At 54.1% G+C, this 16,561-nt stretch carries 19 protein-coding genes; 11 read left to right on the top strand and 8 right to left on the bottom strand.

Annotated features, from left to right (window positions below):
* Positions 1-149: 149 nt before the first annotated feature.
* Together GOX75_RS16445 and GOX75_RS16440 are read right to left on the bottom strand one after the other, a co-directional pair.
* Positions 150-377, bottom strand: coding sequence for a DUF1127 domain-containing protein (locus tag GOX75_RS16445; protein WP_254428828.1), 228 nt, complete (start codon positions 375-377; stop codon positions 150-152).
* Positions 367-591, bottom strand: coding sequence for a DUF1127 domain-containing protein (locus GOX75_RS16440; protein ID WP_170620196.1), 225 nt, complete (start codon positions 589-591; stop codon positions 367-369). Before GOX75_RS16440 ends, GOX75_RS16445 begins: the two co-directional genes overlap by 11 nt.
* A gap of 100 nt (positions 592-691) precedes the next feature.
* On the opposite strand from GOX75_RS16440, the gene GOX75_RS16435 reads away from it, so the two are divergent.
* Complete coding sequence (locus tag GOX75_RS16435; protein WP_237217282.1) at positions 692-1,633, top strand: LysR family transcriptional regulator; 942 nt, start codon at positions 692-694, stop codon at positions 1,631-1,633.
* 464 nt (positions 1,634-2,097) lie between these two features.
* Here the strand turns inward: GOX75_RS16435 and yghX are convergent, their stop codons facing one another.
* The 5 genes from yghX to GOX75_RS16410 form a co-directional block, all read right to left on the bottom strand.
* Entirely contained in the window at positions 2,098-2,985 is an 888-nt protein-coding gene (gene yghX / locus GOX75_RS16430; protein WP_170494854.1) for a YghX family hydrolase, read from the bottom strand.
* A gap of 90 nt (positions 2,986-3,075) precedes the next feature.
* Positions 3,076-4,599, bottom strand: a complete 1,524-nt coding sequence (locus GOX75_RS16425) for a malonyl-CoA synthase (RefSeq protein ID WP_171124893.1) — start codon at positions 4,597-4,599, stop codon at positions 3,076-3,078.
* Entirely contained in the window at positions 4,596-5,894 is a 1,299-nt protein-coding gene (locus GOX75_RS16420) for a malonyl-CoA decarboxylase (RefSeq protein ID WP_171124891.1), read from the bottom strand. The genes GOX75_RS16425 and GOX75_RS16420 overlap by 4 nt, the downstream gene beginning before the upstream one ends.
* Before the next feature lies 1 nt (position 5,895).
* Entirely contained in the window at positions 5,896-6,561 is a 666-nt protein-coding gene (locus GOX75_RS16415; RefSeq protein ID WP_170494844.1) for a GntR family transcriptional regulator, read from the bottom strand.
* 41 nt (positions 6,562-6,602) lie between these two features.
* Positions 6,603-6,989, bottom strand: coding sequence for a YciI family protein (locus GOX75_RS16410; protein ID WP_171124889.1), 387 nt, complete (start codon positions 6,987-6,989; stop codon positions 6,603-6,605).
* An 84-nt stretch (positions 6,990-7,073) separates the two neighbouring features.
* Here GOX75_RS16410 and GOX75_RS16405 point away from each other — a divergent pair, with 84 nt between their 5' ends.
* The 10 genes from GOX75_RS16405 (at position 7,074) to GOX75_RS16360 (ending at position 15,288) form a co-directional block, all read left to right on the top strand.
* The gene (locus tag GOX75_RS16405; RefSeq protein ID WP_170711993.1) at positions 7,074-7,958 is read left to right on the top strand and encodes a fumarylacetoacetate hydrolase family protein; all 885 of its coding nucleotides are present in this window, start codon (positions 7,074-7,076) and stop codon (positions 7,956-7,958) included.
* A complete protein-coding gene (locus GOX75_RS16400) occupies positions 7,955-8,620 on the top strand; it encodes a malonic semialdehyde reductase (RefSeq protein ID WP_171124887.1) in 666 nt (221 codons plus the stop codon). Before GOX75_RS16405 ends, GOX75_RS16400 begins: the two co-directional genes overlap by 4 nt.
* A gap of 18 nt (positions 8,621-8,638) precedes the next feature.
* Positions 8,639-9,094 carry an OsmC family protein gene (locus tag GOX75_RS16395; protein ID WP_170390696.1) on the top strand — a complete coding sequence of 152 codons (456 nt, stop codon included), beginning with the start codon at positions 8,639-8,641 and terminating at the stop codon, positions 9,092-9,094.
* A gap of 31 nt (positions 9,095-9,125) precedes the next feature.
* The gene (locus GOX75_RS16390; protein WP_170711989.1) at positions 9,126-10,199 is read left to right on the top strand and encodes a C4-dicarboxylate TRAP transporter substrate-binding protein; all 1,074 of its coding nucleotides are present in this window, start codon (positions 9,126-9,128) and stop codon (positions 10,197-10,199) included.
* A 30-nt stretch (positions 10,200-10,229) separates the two neighbouring features.
* The gene (locus GOX75_RS16385; RefSeq protein WP_171124885.1) at positions 10,230-10,781 is read left to right on the top strand and encodes a TRAP transporter small permease subunit; all 552 of its coding nucleotides are present in this window, start codon (positions 10,230-10,232) and stop codon (positions 10,779-10,781) included.
* Positions 10,778-12,082: a TRAP transporter large permease gene (locus GOX75_RS16380; RefSeq protein WP_170385124.1), complete on the top strand. Its 1,305-nt coding sequence runs from the start codon at positions 10,778-10,780 to the stop codon at positions 12,080-12,082. The genes GOX75_RS16385 and GOX75_RS16380 overlap by 4 nt, the downstream gene beginning before the upstream one ends.
* Before the next feature lie 10 nt (positions 12,083-12,092).
* The gene (locus GOX75_RS16375) at positions 12,093-12,959 is read left to right on the top strand and encodes a dioxygenase (protein ID WP_171124884.1); all 867 of its coding nucleotides are present in this window, start codon (positions 12,093-12,095) and stop codon (positions 12,957-12,959) included.
* Positions 12,960-12,980: 21 nt separating this feature from the next.
* Positions 12,981-13,787, top strand: coding sequence for an amidohydrolase (locus GOX75_RS16370; RefSeq protein WP_170711986.1), 807 nt, complete (start codon positions 12,981-12,983; stop codon positions 13,785-13,787).
* A gap of 68 nt (positions 13,788-13,855) precedes the next feature.
* On the top strand, positions 13,856-14,161 hold the full coding sequence (locus tag GOX75_RS16365; protein ID WP_170711984.1) for a hypothetical protein: 306 nt from the start codon (positions 13,856-13,858) through the stop codon (positions 14,159-14,161).
* The gene (locus tag GOX75_RS16360) at positions 14,158-15,288 is read left to right on the top strand and encodes a cytochrome-c peroxidase (protein WP_170782365.1); all 1,131 of its coding nucleotides are present in this window, start codon (positions 14,158-14,160) and stop codon (positions 15,286-15,288) included. The genes GOX75_RS16365 and GOX75_RS16360 overlap by 4 nt, the downstream gene beginning before the upstream one ends.
* On the opposite strand, the gene GOX75_RS16355 is transcribed toward GOX75_RS16360, so the two are convergent.
* The gene (locus GOX75_RS16355; RefSeq protein WP_170494810.1) at positions 15,275-16,438 is read right to left on the bottom strand and encodes an alanine--glyoxylate aminotransferase family protein; all 1,164 of its coding nucleotides are present in this window, start codon (positions 16,436-16,438) and stop codon (positions 15,275-15,277) included. The two genes, GOX75_RS16360 and GOX75_RS16355, sit on opposite strands and share 14 nt — an antisense overlap.
* Positions 16,439-16,561: the final 123 nt, after the last annotated feature.

Here is a 16,561-nt window from a genome sequence, read left to right as displayed (position 1 = left end):
GGCCAGCACTTTCGGGAGGAGTTGAAAATGCTGGCCCGTGCGTTGGCGCTCCCTGTTGGCTTTTTCGCCGCCGCTCATGCTGGCTTACTCTGGGAGGAGCGAGAACCAGCATTTTTCGTGTAAGCTTTTGGACCTGAGGGCTCGCTTACCTATTCGTCAGCCATCAATTTTCCGGCATATTCCGGTATCTCAAATCGCGAAATTCCGATCTGAGAGAGTTGGTAATCGCTCATATTTGAAAGCGCAGAGAGCATCCGGGCCAATTTCAGTGCTTTCAAGGCAGCTTTTGCCGTGGATCTGATCCACGCCAAGAAGCTGATTGATAGGGCAATGGCGTGACCACGATCTGTACCAGCCGTTTGGGTGTTAGCAGCCATATGCAGCCTCCATAGCAAGTCTTTTGATGCTACTGCGCGGAATGCCCAAATCTATTAAGTCACGGTCAGACAGCACCGAGAGTTCATAATAAGTTTCGCGATAAACCCTGCGTTTGGCCTGTGCCTTGCGTATCGTGTCCAGCTTTTGATGAAAGAACGTGCGGCCAGCTTCGAAAACGACATCCAGCGCGCTGTTTGATCGAGTAATTGCCATGATATTGCCTCGTCCATTGCTGCAATGCAGTATTTATGCTGCAATGCAGAGATAAAGGCATTTGGTAGCGCTCACAACTCGCCATTTTGGCAAAGGCCCCATGCCATATTGGAACAGCAAAGGTTATGACATGGACATTTCTGCGCAAATGCTAATCTATGCGACGGTTGTCGAGCAGGGCAGTATTTCTGCGGCTGCAAGATCAATGGGGCAGACCCCATCAGCAGTAAGTAAGCAGATCGGGTTACTTGAAGATCAGGTGCACTACCGCCTTCTGAATCGTACCAGAACGGGTGTCTCTCCAACGCGGGAAGGCCAAGATTTCTATGAAAAATGCAAAGAGATGGCTGACAAATTCAATGAAGCTAAAGCGATGATCCACAGCTTTGACGGTGTCCCACGCGGAGAACTCAGGATCGCATCCACTGTTGCATTCGGTAAGTCCCAACTGATTCCTGCCCTCCCAGAGTTCATGAAAGAGAACCCAGAGGTAGAAATGTCTTTAAATCTGACCGACCGAGAAATTGATCTTCGGAGCGAAGGGTTCGACGCGGCGATCTGCTTTGCGGAACAACGGAAGAATCCAGATATGGTCATTAGGCGCGTTATGCAGAGTCGAAGGGTGCTATGTGCCTCACCTGAATACCTTGAGCGTTGTGGAACGCCGTCGAATTTTGCCGAACTGGCTGAGCATAATTGCTTGAGAGTTGCTGGGAGAAGCCAACGGAACGCTTGGAACAGCATCGAACCGAACGCAGGCGAAAAGTTTGAAGCAACGGGCAGCTTTGAGGGGAACAGCACCGATGTCGTCTTTAGAGCCGCTCTGGCTGGTATCGGCATCGCACGGCTGCCCTGCTATATGGCAAACAGGAAATTTCTCTCTGGCGAACTTGTCCATGTCATGCCGGAGTATGCACCTCCCAGCACGGATATTGTCGTAATGTTTGCCGAACGGAGGAATCTGGCACCAAAAACGCGCGCGTTTGTGGATTATCTCGCGCGGCGGTTTCGGGATGCCGAAGAGAACCAAAGGAACGGCTAACTACGCATAGAAACGGTCGTAGTTGTCCAAAATATTCCGGTCCCGTCCGCTGTGAGTGGTTAAAATTCCGGCCGACATTGGAAGAGAACGGAAGGGGTACCTCCATCGAAAACCTGGCATTGATCAAAAAACACTACATAGGTCATTTCGGTCACCTAGCTGCTTTCTCCGAACGCGTTATCAATGGCTGATATCAGCGGCATAAAAGTGATAGTGCGTTTAACCCGCAGATGAGCTGAACACTTATCGATGAATCGCTTCATCTAAAACCGCTTCGACAATATCCGTCCATGGTTTCGAAACCATAAAAACATCCAATAGTAGGGATTGCGGGCCAAGACCTTGTCGCAGAATCTCTAACTGCGAAGTTCAAGTTACTGTAGCTTCTAAGGTCTTGGCCAAGATGGGCCGAGGATTTCAACGAAAAGATATCAACGCATGACTGGCTTGGTAGCTTGTACCAATTACTTCAGATAGGTGTTGAACCAATCAATTGTGCGGTCCCAGGCTAGGTTTGCCATTTCCTCATCATAGCGTGGCGTACTGTCGTTATGAAAACCGTGGTTGGCGTTTTTGTATATATATGCCTCGTATACTTTGTCGTTGGCCTGCAGAGCAGCCTCAAAATCCGGCCAACCTGCGTTGATGCGCTCATCAAGCTCTCCCATCTGAATTAGTAACGGCGCTTGAATTTTGGCTACATCCTCAGCTGCTGGCTGGCGACCATAGAACGGCACGCCTGCGGCCAGTTCCGGGTAGGCCACGGCAATTGCACTGACTACACCGCCGCCATAGCAGAAACCCACTGCGCCGACCTTTCCGGTGCTGTCATCTCGGTTCAACAGGTATTCAAACCCATTGAAGAAATCGTTCATCAACTCGACACGGTCCACTGTCTTTTGCAACTCGCGCCCATCGGCGTCGTTGCCCGGGTAGCCGCCAACCGATGTCAGGCCGTCGGGGGCCAGCGCCATAAATCCGGCTTTTGCCAACCTGCGCGCCACATCCTCGATGTAAGGATTCAAACCGCGGTTTTCGTGGATCACCAGCACCCCAGGTAGGGGCTCTTCAACGCCAGCGGGCCGGACAAGATACCCTCGGACATCACCGGTTCCATTGGGTGACGGATAGGTAATGTAGTCTGCGTGGATATCGGGATCGTTGAATGACACTTGCTGAGCCATCGCATAATTCGGGCTGAGCATGTTCAGCAACGCAACCGCTGTCACGCCGCCGACCGCGAACTTTCCGGCGCGATCCAGGAATTGGCGCTTGGTGATCTTGCCGTGCGCGTAAAAGTCGTACAGGTCCAGAAGTTCCTGGTCGAAGTCTTTTGCCGTCATGCGGGTCATTATGGATCTCCTAATGAGTTTGGCAGTCTGAAGGGGAGGGTAGTATCCGATCTGAAAGTCTTTATTTGATTGAGCGTCTGGATGGGCTTACTAAGATTCTGCCGGCGACAGTTCCATGTCCGCGTACCGTTCGCGCAGCACGTTCTTTTGAACTTTTCCCATAGTGTTTCGCGGCAATTCCGAGACGAATTCGTAGCGGCGCGGATGTTTGAAGCGCGACAGCTTGTCCCTGATGGTCTCAGCAATCTGATCCGCTTCAAGTTTTACGTTTGGCTCAATAACCAGAGCGGCGATGATTGCTTCGCCAAAATCGTTGTCGGGGACGCCGAAAACCGCCGATTCCAGAACACCGTCGATGTCGTTCAGTATCTCTTCAATTTCTTTGGGATACACGTTGTAACCCCCGGTAATGATCAAGTCTTTCGACCGCCCCACAATCGATAGATAGCTGTCCTCGCTGAATTGGCCCAAGTCCCCGGTGATGAAGAACCCGTTCTCTCGTAACTCTTCGGCGGTTTTCTCGGGCATCTGCCAATAGCCTTTGAACACGTTGGGGCCGCGGACTTCGATCATTCCAACTTCGCCCGGGGGAAGTGGTTCTCCGGTTTTCGTATGTGTCACGATCACCTCGATGCCGGGCAGTGCCATGCCAACGGTTCCCGCGCGACGATCGCCACTATAGGGGTTAGAGGTGTTCATGTTTGTCTCGGTCATGCCATAGCGCTCAAGTATTCGGTGGCCGGTGCGCGTTTCGAATGCCTGATGGGTTTCGGCAAGCAGGGGGGCAGAGCCCGAGACGAACAGGCGCATGTTCCCTGTGATCTCTTTTGTGAACCGGTCGTCTGCCAACAGTCTGGTATAGAAAGTGGGAACCCCCATCAAAAGGGTTGACTTGGGCAATTCATCCAGGATGGCGCCGAGGTCGAACTTTTGCATAAGGCGAACTCTGGCACCGGCGAGTAGTGACGTATTCATCGCCACGAAAAGCCCGTGCGTGTGAAAGATGGGCAACGCGTGAATCAAGCGATCAGCGTCGGTGATACCCCACAAATCCACAAGGGCTTGGGCATTGGACAGCAGGTTTCGGTGGCTGAGCATCGCGCCCTTGGACCGGCCCGTGGTACCTGATGTGTAAAGAAGCGCCGCGAGGTCGTCCGGCGCGCGATCCACAGTTTCGAATACACAAGGCTGTGCGTCCGCTTCGCGGCTCAAGCTTGGATTTTCGCCGCCCAAGGTCAGCAGCTTCGCCCCAGACCGAGCCGCCAATTTTCCGACTTCAATTTCGTCTCTGCTATCGCAAACGATCATCGAAGGTTGGGCATCAGAGATGAAATAGTCCAACTCTGCCAATGTGTAGGCAGTGTTGAGCGGCAGATAGACTGCACCTGCCTGTACCGAAGCGGCGTAGAGTGCAATCGTATCGGCCAACTTGGGCGCTTGCACAACGATGCGATCGCCTGGTGAAACGCCGTTGTTTTGCAAAACATGCGCGACCTGCGCGGTGCGCTTCAAAAACGCGTCATAGGACACAACCTGATCATCGTCGAGTTGCAGGAACGGAGCCTCGTTGCCCTCATGCCGGGCAAACAGGCTGTCGTATAGAGTGTTGGTCACGCGGTATTTTCCCTTGGCTTGGTCGCAAGCGCAGCGGTTGAGGCCGCGCGAACAGAACGCGAGGCTTCGATCGTCGAATGTGTCGCGAACTCTTCGTGATGACGTTCTGTTTTGTTTAAATCGTACAGGTAGTTCACCATCGCACCGCCGGATTGTGATCGTCCTTTCGGTGACAAATCGGCTTCGGCGTGCAACTCGTGCAACTCGGCACCGTTTCCGAGGTGAAAGCGGGCCACGGGATCCAACGGCATCCCATCCTCGCGCTTGGCGAACAACAGGTACCGGGCGGCCATTGCGCGCAAATCTTGCGGCGAGGTTGTTGCCGCAAGTACGGCCTCGGCGACGTGGCCGTGCTCAGGATTGTCTGTTTCGCCTTCTAGCCAACGGTTCAATCCCGGTATCGGCGACAAGGTCACAAATGTATCAAGCCCCTCAAGTTCTCGCGACAGCTCAGTTACAACCTGTTTGATCAACAGATTGCCAAAGCTGATACCGGTTAAACCTTTCTGGCAATTCGAGATAGAGTAGAACGCCGCGACTTTCGCTTGTTCGGGTTCGATCGGTTCCCGATCTTCGGACAAAAGCGCATCGATTGCGTCTGGAACTTCAGCCGTCAGAGCAACTTCGACAAAAATCAGCGGCTCATCTGGCATCGAAGGATGGAAGAATGAAAAGCAACGACGATCCGGCGGGTAGAGCCTGCGTCGCAGATCATCCAGATCGTTGATTTGATGGACCGCTTCGTAGGCAACGATCTTGTCCAAAACGCGGGCAGGGGTATCCCAACTGATTTGTTTGAGGACAAGAAAGCCCCGATTGAACCAACTTCTCAGCAAATGAACGAAATCAATATCTGTTCGTTTGAGCTCGGGGTTGGATTTAAGAAAGCGCAATAGGTCAACGCGCATTGCTACGAGTTCTTGTGTCGCGCCGGATGGTTGGTTCAATCGGCGCAACAACTCTTGCCGTTTGGGTTCCGCGAATTCGCTAAGCTTCTGATATAAATTGACACTTCTGTCGTTGGCATAGAGGCTAGCCACTTCGGCAAGCTGATCCGCGTCCAGCTCAAGCTGGTCATTCAAATAGGCAAAAAACTCCAATTTCTCGGGGTCTTCTAAGGTCTGGTACCGATCAAGAATTGTGGAGGCGAGGGTGAAGCCCGATACTTCGCCTTCGGCGGACAACAAGGCCTCACAAAGCTCTGCAATGGATCGATAGTCATCGTTGCCGCGCTTTTTGCCGGGACGATCGAACAGCTGATTCAGCAGATCGCCCAGAAACCAGTTCCGCTGCATTTCAGGACTCCATCTGACTGCTCAGGTACTCACCCGTTCGGCGGTAGTGGTTGAGCAAGTGCCGGGTCGCGCTGTCTGCATCGTGGTCGAGTGCGGCATCCAGGATTTGCTGGTGTTCGGCAGCGATATCGCGCTTTTTGTAACTGGGCCCTCCCGCCGCCAGATAACGATAGCGAATGTTGAGGTCATAAAGCTGCGAGCAATACCGTAGCAGCAACGGCAGTTTTGCATTTTCCAACAAGGCCATATGAAACACTTTGTGGGCGTCTTCGAAGTCTGGTGCACTTTTTTGACTGGCCTTTTTCATATGGTGATGCCGCAAAACAAGCCTGTCCTCCCAAGCTCCATCTGCATTAGCGATGGAAGCGCGCAGCGCTGTTTCCTCGAGGTTGCATCGGAGCAACAGTATTTCCTCGAAGTTGGATTTGCTGACTGGCGCCGCCCTGAAGCCACGCTGGTCAATTCGTTCCACCAGCATATCCGAGGTCAAAAGGCTTAGGGCTTCGCGAACTGGGCTTGCGCCAGTGTCCAGTAGCCCGCGGAGCTGCTCGATCTTGAGCTTTTGACCGGGTGGCAGCTCGCCAGTCAGAATCATTTCGCGCAGCCTTCGATACGCACCATGAGTGGCGGAAGTCTCTTTGCCCTCGGTATCAAGCATGGCGTCCATATCTGGCTTTCCCTTCTTCGTGGCGCAATCTTCTGGGGCTCTTAGCTGAGAGCGCTCATTCCAGTCGATAGTCCGATCGAGATGTTCAATGAGCCTTCGTTTATCATCCATCGCCGAAGTACAAAGCTGCGCGCCCCGCTTTTGTGCATCGGGTCATCCTCTGCCAGCTTTCGGGCGGCTTCGAGACTGTCGGCGCGGTAGATGATCAGGCCCATTTCCTGCATATGCTCACCGGTTTCATCCGACATTGGTCCGGCAAAAGCCAGCTGACCCGAACGTTCAAGCTGCGCCTGATATGCCAGGTGATCAGGAAGTGATGCCTTCACGTCTTCGGGCGCTTTGGCAGGCGTGCTGTGTGCAACGTAAAGCTCCAAAGCAAGTGCGCCGCGGCTCTGTGCTTCTGATTTGTAGTCTGCCCAGGCAACCATCTGCGCCCTCCAATAAAATCGATATTATTTGACATATGACAAAATAGTCGGCAAAAATCAAGCGAACTGACATGGATGGTGAAAATGAAATACCTGGTGGGAGAGACTTCGGAAGGCACAGCGGTTTTTGCTGTAGACGGCGAAAACGCAGTGAATCTAACGGCTTTGGACCCTGCTGTCGGTTCGGATTTGATGGGTTTGATAGCCAAGCCTGAACTGGCCGACTCACTTGCCAGCAAAATTGACGCGGCAGACAGTGTGCCCGTGTCTTCCATCACTCCGGCATTGCCCGTTACCGCCCCCGGCACCATTGTTTGCATGGGATTGAACTATACCGACCATATCAAAGAAGGTGGATACGACGTTCCCGAGTACCCCACGCTGTTCATGCGCGGAAAGAACTCAATCATGGCGGCAGGCAAACCCATGGTGCGACCGGCGGCTTCCGAGCATTTCGATTATGAAGCGGAATTGATGCTGATCGTTGGGAAACGCGGTCGCCATATCTCGGAAGAAAAGGCGCTGGATCATGTGTTTGGTTATACCGTTTTCAACGATGGTTCGCTGCGGGACTATCAGCGTAAAACCGTGCAGTGGACACCGGGCAAGAACTTCGACGACACCGGTGCGATTGGTCCTTTCACCGTGACTCAGGATGAGTTGCCCGAAGGCGCTTCGGGCCTCAAGATCGAAAGCCGCGTGGGGGACGAAATCCTGCAAAGTTCGAACACCGCCAACATGATCTGGGGTGTCCGCCAGGTGATCGCGACAATTTCGGAATTCATGACCCTGGAACCGGGAGATCTGGTTGCATTGGGAACACCGCCGGGCGTGGGCCACGCCAAAAAACCCGACCCTCGCTGGTTGAAGCCGGGAGAAACCGTTGAGGTCGAGATCGAAGGTATCGGCGTCTGTTCCAGCCCGATCGTGGACGAAAAAGACAATAGGTCAAAGGTGGCAGCAGAATGAGCGCACCGACCGGGGCAGAGCTGGAGGCACTTCGCGCCAAGGCGCAGCAAAATCATCGCGAACTGCGCGCGCGCATTCCTCGTCTGTCGGATGACGCAATCGCCTTGATTCTGCGCGAGTCCCGGTCGCACTATGCGTGGACAAACAAGCCGGTTTCCGACGCGTTGCTTGAAGAGATTTACGACATCACGATCAACGGCGCGACCAGCATGAATACGTTGCCCGCGCGCTTCGTTTTCGTGAAAAGTCCCGAAGGAAAAGAGCGGCTTGCAAAGTCTTTAAAGCCGAAGAATGTGCCAAAGATGATGGATGCTCCGGTCACGGCGATCATTGCCTATGACATGGACTTCTGGAAGGAACTGCCCTTTCTTTTCCCGCACGAAGACCGTCGGCCATTGTTCGAAAACAAGCCCGACTACGTGGCAGACACGGCCTTTCGAAATGGCACGCTTCAGGGCGCTTACTTCATGATTGCGGCCCGGGCGGTCGGGTTGGACGTCGGCGCCATGTCAGGTTTTTCGAACAAGATCGTCGATGAGGAGTTCTTCGCGGGCACGACGCTCAAGTCCAATTTTCTTTGCAATCTGGGCTACGCGGACGAGACCGGATTGTTCCAGAAGCTTCCACGTTTTCCATTCGAAAAAGTTTGCTCGTATGCATGAGGAGGTGACGCTGTGGCTATGAAAGTGAAACCGGTCGTGACTTACCGCACGACAGCTCAGTGTCCGACTCATGCGCGGACAGAAATACCAATTCGCGATCTTGATGTTGTTGTCGATGAACCCGTCGAACGCGGCGGGACAAATCTTGGTCCGTCTCCGACCGAGACCGCAATGGCAGCCCTGATCGCCTGTACGAATGTCATCGGGCACAAGAACGCACATCGGTTGGGAGTTGACCTCGGCACTGTGACAATCGACGCGAAATGCAGGTTGGACCGGCGTGGGGTGCTGATGGAGGAGGAGATCGATGTTCCGTTTCCGGAAATTGAACTCACCGTGAATTGTGAGACGCCCGCCAGTCAGGAGGAACTGACGCGCGTGGGCGAGGAGACAGCCAAGTATTGCGCCATCGCAAAACTGTTTGAAGCGGCAGGCACGGACCTGACCGTCAACTGGGTCAAAACAAACAAATAAAGAAATGACCTGTCTTTCTGGGAGGAGAGAAATGAAAAACTGGACCAAACGCAGCCTATTGGGCGCTGCTCTGGCAAGCGTCATGGCGATGCCCCTCGCGGCAGAAGAGACCATTTCAGCTGTTGTAATTGATGGGTACCCAGATCGGGCCTTATGGGTGAAGGAATTCACCAACTTCTTTATTCCAGAAGTGGACAAGCGGCTGGCCGAGTCCGGTAATTACAAGATGAACTGGCAGGAGAACTATGGCGGTTCTATTGTAAAACCCAAAGGTGTTCTGGAAGGCGTACAGTTGGGTTTGGGCGACATTGGTATCGTCACAACCATCTTCCATTCGTCCAAGCTGCCCAGCCAGGGGATCTCGGGCTCGACACCATTCGTCGCGTCGGATGCTCGCGCAGTGGCCAAGGCGGTCGACGAGATCGCGCGAGAATATCCGGCGATGCAGAATGAGTTCGCTGCGCAAAATCAAGTCTATCTGGCGACAGGCGTTGTGCTCGACACCTATCAGATGTTTTGCTCAGAGCCGGTCGAGAAAGTTGCAGACCTTGAAGGACGCAAGATCGCGGGTGCTGGTCTGAACCTGCGCTATCTCGAGGGTATCAAGGACGCGGCGGGCGTACGCGGAGGCCTCACTGATTTCTACAACATGGTTCAAACCGGCCTTGTCGATTGCGTAATGATTTGGCCGGAAGCTTCCAAGACGTTCAAAATCGTCGAAGTGGCCCCTTACATGTTGAAGGCAGACCTTGGTGCGGTGAATACAAAAACAGTCACCGTCAATGCCGACTACTGGGCGAGTCTGCCCGATGAGGTCAAAGAAGTACTACAGGCCGTGGCTATCGACTACCGTGACCACGTGGCAGGTATTGCAATGGATCGAGCCGCTGCGTCGCGAGATGCATTTGTAGAAGCTGGCGGATCGATCATTGAAATCTCGGACGAAGACCGCGCTGCGTGGGCAAATGCGATGCCCAATGTTGCGCAGGAATGGGCTGCAACGCTGAATGAGAACGGCGAGCAGGGCACAGATATGCTGGCCGCTTATCTAGGCAAACTTCAGGATGCTGGTTTCACTGGTGTGCGGGACTGGACGGCCGAATAATCGTTCGGCGACCCGAGAAAGGGGCCAGACATGCTGAAGACCGCAGTTGCCGTCCTGTCGCGGGTCGCCAATTCGCTTGCTATCGCCGCCAACGCATTGGGTACGCTTGTCGTCCTAGCGTTGGTGGTCATTCTGAATGTTGACGTCATTGCGCGGGGCCTGTTTTCGGCCCCACTGCGCGGAACCTACGAGATGGTGCAATTCTCGGTCGTGATGATCGTTTTCCTGCAGTTGGCCGACGTGGTCAGGGTGGACCGGCTGACACGGTCAGATGGGTTCCTGAACCTGATGCACCATCGTCGCCCCGGCCTGACGGCCAACCTCAGGCGGATCATCAATGCGATCTCGGCGATCTTCATGGGATTGATTGCCTATGTGACCTTCCCGGAATTTCTTCATATGTGGGAGACGCAGGACTATTTCGGAGTGCCCGGTCTTTTCACATTACCCTGGTGGCCGGTCAAATTGGGCATCGCGTGCGGTACTGCGCTTGCCTGCGTGATCTTCCTGCTCAAGGTCGTCACGGCGCAGGACCGCCCGCAACTTATTCGCACCCCAGAGCATGACGAGGCCGCAGAATGACGCCGATTGAGATTGGCCTGATCTCGGTCGTTGCCATAGTCTTTCTGATTTACGCGGGCGTTTACATTCCGATTGCGCTTGGCGTCGTCTCGTTCGTGTCGATCTGGTTGATGCGGGACAATTTCACGCTGGCGCTCAACCTGCTGAAAGTGGCGGTTGGCGACAGTGCGATGGAGTACAGCTTCGCGACCATTCCGCTGTTCACCTTTATGGGTCTCATTGTCTCGAAGGCCGGGTTGGGCAAGGACATCTACGAAGTCATGACCATGCGGTTTCGCAAGGTCAAAGGCGGCATCGGCATGGCAACCGTCGGAGCCAACGCCGTCTTTGCAGCCGTAACCGGGTCTTCAATAGCCTCCGCTTCCGTGTTCACCAAAGTCTCGGTTCCTCAGATGATGGCGCAGGCTTACAACCCGCGCTTTGCTGTTGGGGTGGTCGCCGGGTCTTCGGTCTTGGGTATGATCATCCCGCCTTCGGCCATGCTGATCATCTATTCCTTTGTCGCCGAACAATCCGTGGGCGATATGTTCCTGGCAGGCGTTATTCCGGGGATCATGCTGGCCATTGCCTACGTCGCCGCGATCTGGGTTATGGGCCGTTTTACGCCAGCTTTTGTCGGCGGTCGGGTCGTGGAAGACACCGAATGGATGTCCGGCCGTGAGGTCGCGTCGAAAACCCTGCCGACACTGTTCATTATCACAGTCGTGCTCGGCGGGATTTACACAGGGTGGCTAACCGCGGTCGAGGCCGGTGCAGCCGGAGCGCTGGTTGCGCTTATCATCGCTGTGGCGCGCAAATCCATGACACCCAGAGCCTTCTGGGACGCCCTGCTGGAAACCGGCCACATTACCGCGGCGATCCTGTTCCTGATCACTGCGGCTTCGATCTATAGCCGGATGCTGGGGCTGGCCGGGTTGCCCAATCAATTACAGGACTTGCTTGCGGGGAATTCGGCGTCCTTCTGGACGATCATGCTGCTCTACGTCCTGCTGATGTTGTTTCTGGGAACATTGCTGGACACGGCATCAATCATTCTGATTGTCGTCCCGCTGTTCTTACCCATGGCCGAAGCCCTTGATATGTCCCTGATCTGGTTTGGCATCATCACCGTTGTCGGCGCTGAGATCGGGCTTTTGACGCCACCTCTGGGTATTTCCTGCTTTGTTATCAAATCCACGATTAACGATGACCGGATATCACTCAAGGACGTGTTCATGGGCGCGCTGCCCTTTGCGTTTGTTATGCTGATCGTCCTGTTCATTCTGATCGAATTCCCGATCCTCAGCCTTGCCCTGATTTAAGGAGACCCAGATGCGCTCTGTCACCAAAGACAATATCACCGACGTGTTCATGGGATACTTGTCCAAGGACACCGATCCGAGGATGCGAGAAATCATGGGGTCTCTGGTCAAGCACCTGCATGACTTTGCCCGAGAAACCAACCTGACGCATGAAGAATGGCGAGCTGGGATTGCGTTTCTCGAGGGCTGTGCCGCTGTGGAAACCGAGGACCGGCACGAGTTTGTGCTTGCCTCGGACGTCCTGGGCCTGTCTTCTTTGGTGGATATGCTGCATTCCAGCCCGGATGCGACCAGCTCTTCCGTTTTGGGCCCGTTTCACGTCTCTGGCGCGCCTGCTTTGCCTATCGGTGGCGACATGAAACGCGACTACGGCGGGCCGGTGCTGCTTGCAGAGGGCGTCATACGCGATGCCGAAGGCAATCCGATTGCCGGGGCCGAGCTTGATATCTGGCAAACGGCCCCGAATGGCCTTTATGCCAGTCAGGATGAAGAACAGGATACGTATTCTTTCCATGGTCTGATGACCACTGGTGACGACGGTAAGTATGCATTCACGACCGTCAAGCCAGTTGAATACACGGTACCGTCAGATGGGCCTGTCGGGGATATCCTGCGCGCCTGCGGCCGCCATCCCTGGCGACCTTCGCACCTGCACTATATCGTCAAAGCTCCTGGCTACCGTTCTTTGGTCACTGAGATTTTCCCCGACGACGATCCTTATTTGGATCAGGATACAGTGTTTGGCGTTCGGGACGACCTGGTGATGACCTATGTGGAACGACCAGCTTCGGAATTTCCCGAAGGAATGGAGCTTTCTGGAAAGATTACCGAACCCTTCTTACACGTGACTTTCGACGTGAGGCTTGCAAAATCCTGATAGTTGTTGAGGATGTTTGAGGTGCTGAGACATACCTTCATCATAGGTGCCGCGCTGTTCTGCGGCGCGGCGATCGCTGACGAGCGACCAATCTTCGATGCGCATATTCATTACAGCCATGATGCCGTAAAGCTGGTTCCACCAGAGCAAGTGGCCAAAATCCTTCAAGACGCAGGCGTGAGGAAAGCACTGGTTTCCAGCTCGGACGACAATGGAACTCAACTGTTATTGGCGGCAGCCCCGGACATCGTTGTTCCGGCACTTCGCCCTTATCGTCGCCGAGGTGAAATCAACACCTGGATGCACGATGAAACTGTCATCGATTATCTGGAAGCAAATCTGGCCAAGAACGAATACGAAGCCATCGGAGAGTTTCACGCATATGGCGACGATATAAAAACGCCAGTTATCCAACATATGATCGCGCTGGCGAAAGAAAGGAACCTGATTCTGCACCACCACGGTGATCGCGACGCGGTTGACCTGATCTTCGAAACCTGGCCGGAGGCTCGGGTATTGTGGGCACATTCTGGCTTTGACGATCCGGGAAAGGTTGTCGACGCTTTAAATGCGTATCCCCGGCTTTGGGCCGATCTGGCGTTCCGTTCCGACATGGTCTCGCGGGGCCGTGTCGATCCGGATTGGCAAGCTGCGTTCGAAGCGCATCCTGATCGGTTTATGGTCGGTACCGATACATTTGCGCCGGAGCGCTGGTATTACGTCGGCCCGCATGCAGATTTTTCGCGCGAATGGCTGGATCTGCTGCCGGATCGGATTGCAGACAACATCGCGTATGCCAACGCAGAACGTTTGCTGGCATCAGAATGATCCGCTGGGTTGTCTGGCTTATTGCTTCCCCTGGCGCAGAAATTGCTTGTGACGCTGTGGGGCAACGCATGGGTTCGCAAGCCCCAAATGCACCTGAAGTTTATGTGGATGTCGGTGAAATTCCGTTGGCCCAACCGTTTTCAATTCAGATTTCAGTCTGCTCTGAAGCCACGGTTCAAGAGGTGCGTGTTGATGCATTCATGCCCGCGCACCAGCACGGATTGAACTACGCTCCCGAAGTTTCGGCACTGGGTGACGGACTGTTCCGGGTCGATGGTTTGCTGTTTCACATGCCGGGTCTGTGGGAGTTGCAGACCGACGTTGAGTTCCGTGGGCGATCGGTGTCCTACACGTCAGAGATTTCGCTAAAATGAAGCTCTGGGCCGCAGCCGTGCTAGTGTCGCTTCCGGTCGCGGTGCACTCAGACGTTCTGTTGTCCGAAGATGAAATACAGCAAACGCTTTCCTTCGGGCCGTGGCCACCAACATACCAGCCAGACCCCAGCAATCGAGTTTCAGGTGACTCCAGAGCGATTGCGCTCGGCGCGGCCTTGTTCAACGATCCCGTGCTGTCGATTGATGGTGCATTTGCCTGTGCAAGTTGTCACGACCCCGAGCAGGCACTCACCAACTCCGAGGCACGAACATTCGGTCGCGTGATTTTGGATCGGAATACGCCATCACTGCGAAATCTGGCAGGTCTGCGATGGTACGGGTGGGGCGGAAAGAGCGATAATCTGTGGGCTGCCAGCTTGCATCCGATCATTGAAGAACAAGAGATGGCGCACAGCAAAGAAAGCCTAATGAGAGCCATTTCCGAGAATACGTACATTGAAGATTTTGAGGTCATTTTTGGCGATGTTCAAAGCCAAGACACAGAGCAGGTCTTGGTAAACATTGCCAAAGCCCTATCAGCTTATCTGGAAACGCTGGTAACCGAGCGGACACAATTTGACGATTTTCGCGACGCGTTGGAGCGCAGCGATCTGGCAGAGGCTGCGAACTACCCCGAAGCTGCCCAGCGAGGGCTTCAGCTCTTCTTGGGGCGCGGGAATTGCGCGTTCTGCCATAATGGCCCGAGATTTTCCAACAACGAATTCCACGACGCGGGCGTGCCATATTTTCTGAGTGAAACCGAAGTCGACGATGGCCGGTTCGGAGGGCTGAACTTCTTGCTCTCCAGCCCTTACACATTGGACGGAGACTGGACTGACGATCCGGAAAAGAAAGGCGCGTGGGCGGTCCGAAATGTACGAAGGAGCCATTCCGATTTTGGAACCTTTCGTACGCCCAGCCTTCGAGGTGTGGCCGAAACCGCCCCCTACATGCATGACGGCAGCCTGGATGATCTGGACGCCGTGGTCCGACACTATAACGAAATTGATATAGAAAGGCTTCACGCCGATGGCGAAGCCATACTCTCTGAACTGAATTTATCCGAGCAGGAGATTGCAGACCTGGTTGAGTTTTTGGAGACTCTGTCCGGCGTTACGCGGCCTTGAGATACTCCAATGCAGCCTGAGTACCGCCTGTAGTGTGCGGCACGCCACTTTTGGCGAGTCCCATTTCTACGCCTGAGAGTGTGCCCATCAACATCAGGTCGTTGAAATCGCCCAAGTGACCTATTCGGAATACCTTGTCGGCTACTTTGGATAGACCATTTCCGAGTGAGATATCATAGTGCTCCAGCGCAGTTGCACGAAAGGCATCAGCAGAATGTCCCTCAGGCACTTTGACAGCGGTCAGTACGCCTGACTCCTGACCTTGGCGGGCACACAATACCTCAAGCCCCCATGCTTGCACGGCAGCTCGAGTCGCGGCTCCGTGGCGGGCATGACGAGCGAATACGTTCTCCAGCCCCTCCTCGTGCAACATATCGATGGCCTCATTCAATCCATAGATAAGATTGGTGCCAGGGGTATAAGGGAAGAACCCTTTCTGGTTCGGCTCGACCATATCCTGCCAATTCCAATAGCTGCGTGGCATGGTCACGGATTTTGAATGTTCCAGAGCACGATCGCTCACAGCGTTGAAGCTGAGACCCGGCGGTAGCATCATCCCTTTTTGCGAACCGGAGACACAGACATCTACGCCCCATTCGTCGAACCTAAGATCGATCGATGCAAGGCCAGAGATTGAATCAACTAAAAGAAGGGCAGGGTGTTTCGCCGTGTCTATTGCCCTGCGCACTTCCTCAATAGGCGAGACTGACCCGGTAGAAGTTTCATTGTGGACGACGCATACCGCCTTGATCTCGTGCTGACTGTCCGCGCGCAAGCGGTCTTCTATCTGATTGGGGTCCGCACCGCCACGCCAATCCCCTTCAATCAACTCTGGCTGTAACCCTATTTTTTCAGCCAAGTTGCACCACATGAATGCGAAATGTCCTGTTTCGTACATGAGAACATTTCCGCCCGGCGACACTGTGTTCACAAGCGCAGCTTCCCACGCGCCTGTACCGGATGAAGGGTAGATAAAGACGTTTTGTTCTGTCTTAAAAATTGTTTTCATCCCAGCGAGGGCTTTGTGGCCTACTTCTGCAAAATCTGGCCCCCGGTGATCGATGGTCTGCATGCTTATGGCCTTCAGGATGCGTTCCGGCACGGCACTTGGCCCTGGGATTTGCAAAAAATGTCTGCCCGCCTGGCGCATCTGAATTGATCCTTCCGCTGGCGCCGAAACAGTGGCGCAATTACCTATTGGCAAAAGTTAATTATGAATTCATTATTCAGTCAACGGTGAAGTGAAGCTTCTAATTGGCTAGTTGGGAAGGGA

Origin of the sequence: Ruegeria sp. HKCCD7251, assembly GCF_013031165.1 — a bacterium.
Lineage (GTDB): Bacteria > Pseudomonadota > Alphaproteobacteria > Rhodobacterales > Rhodobacteraceae > Ruegeria.
This window is presented reverse-complemented; position numbering and strand designations above follow the sequence as displayed.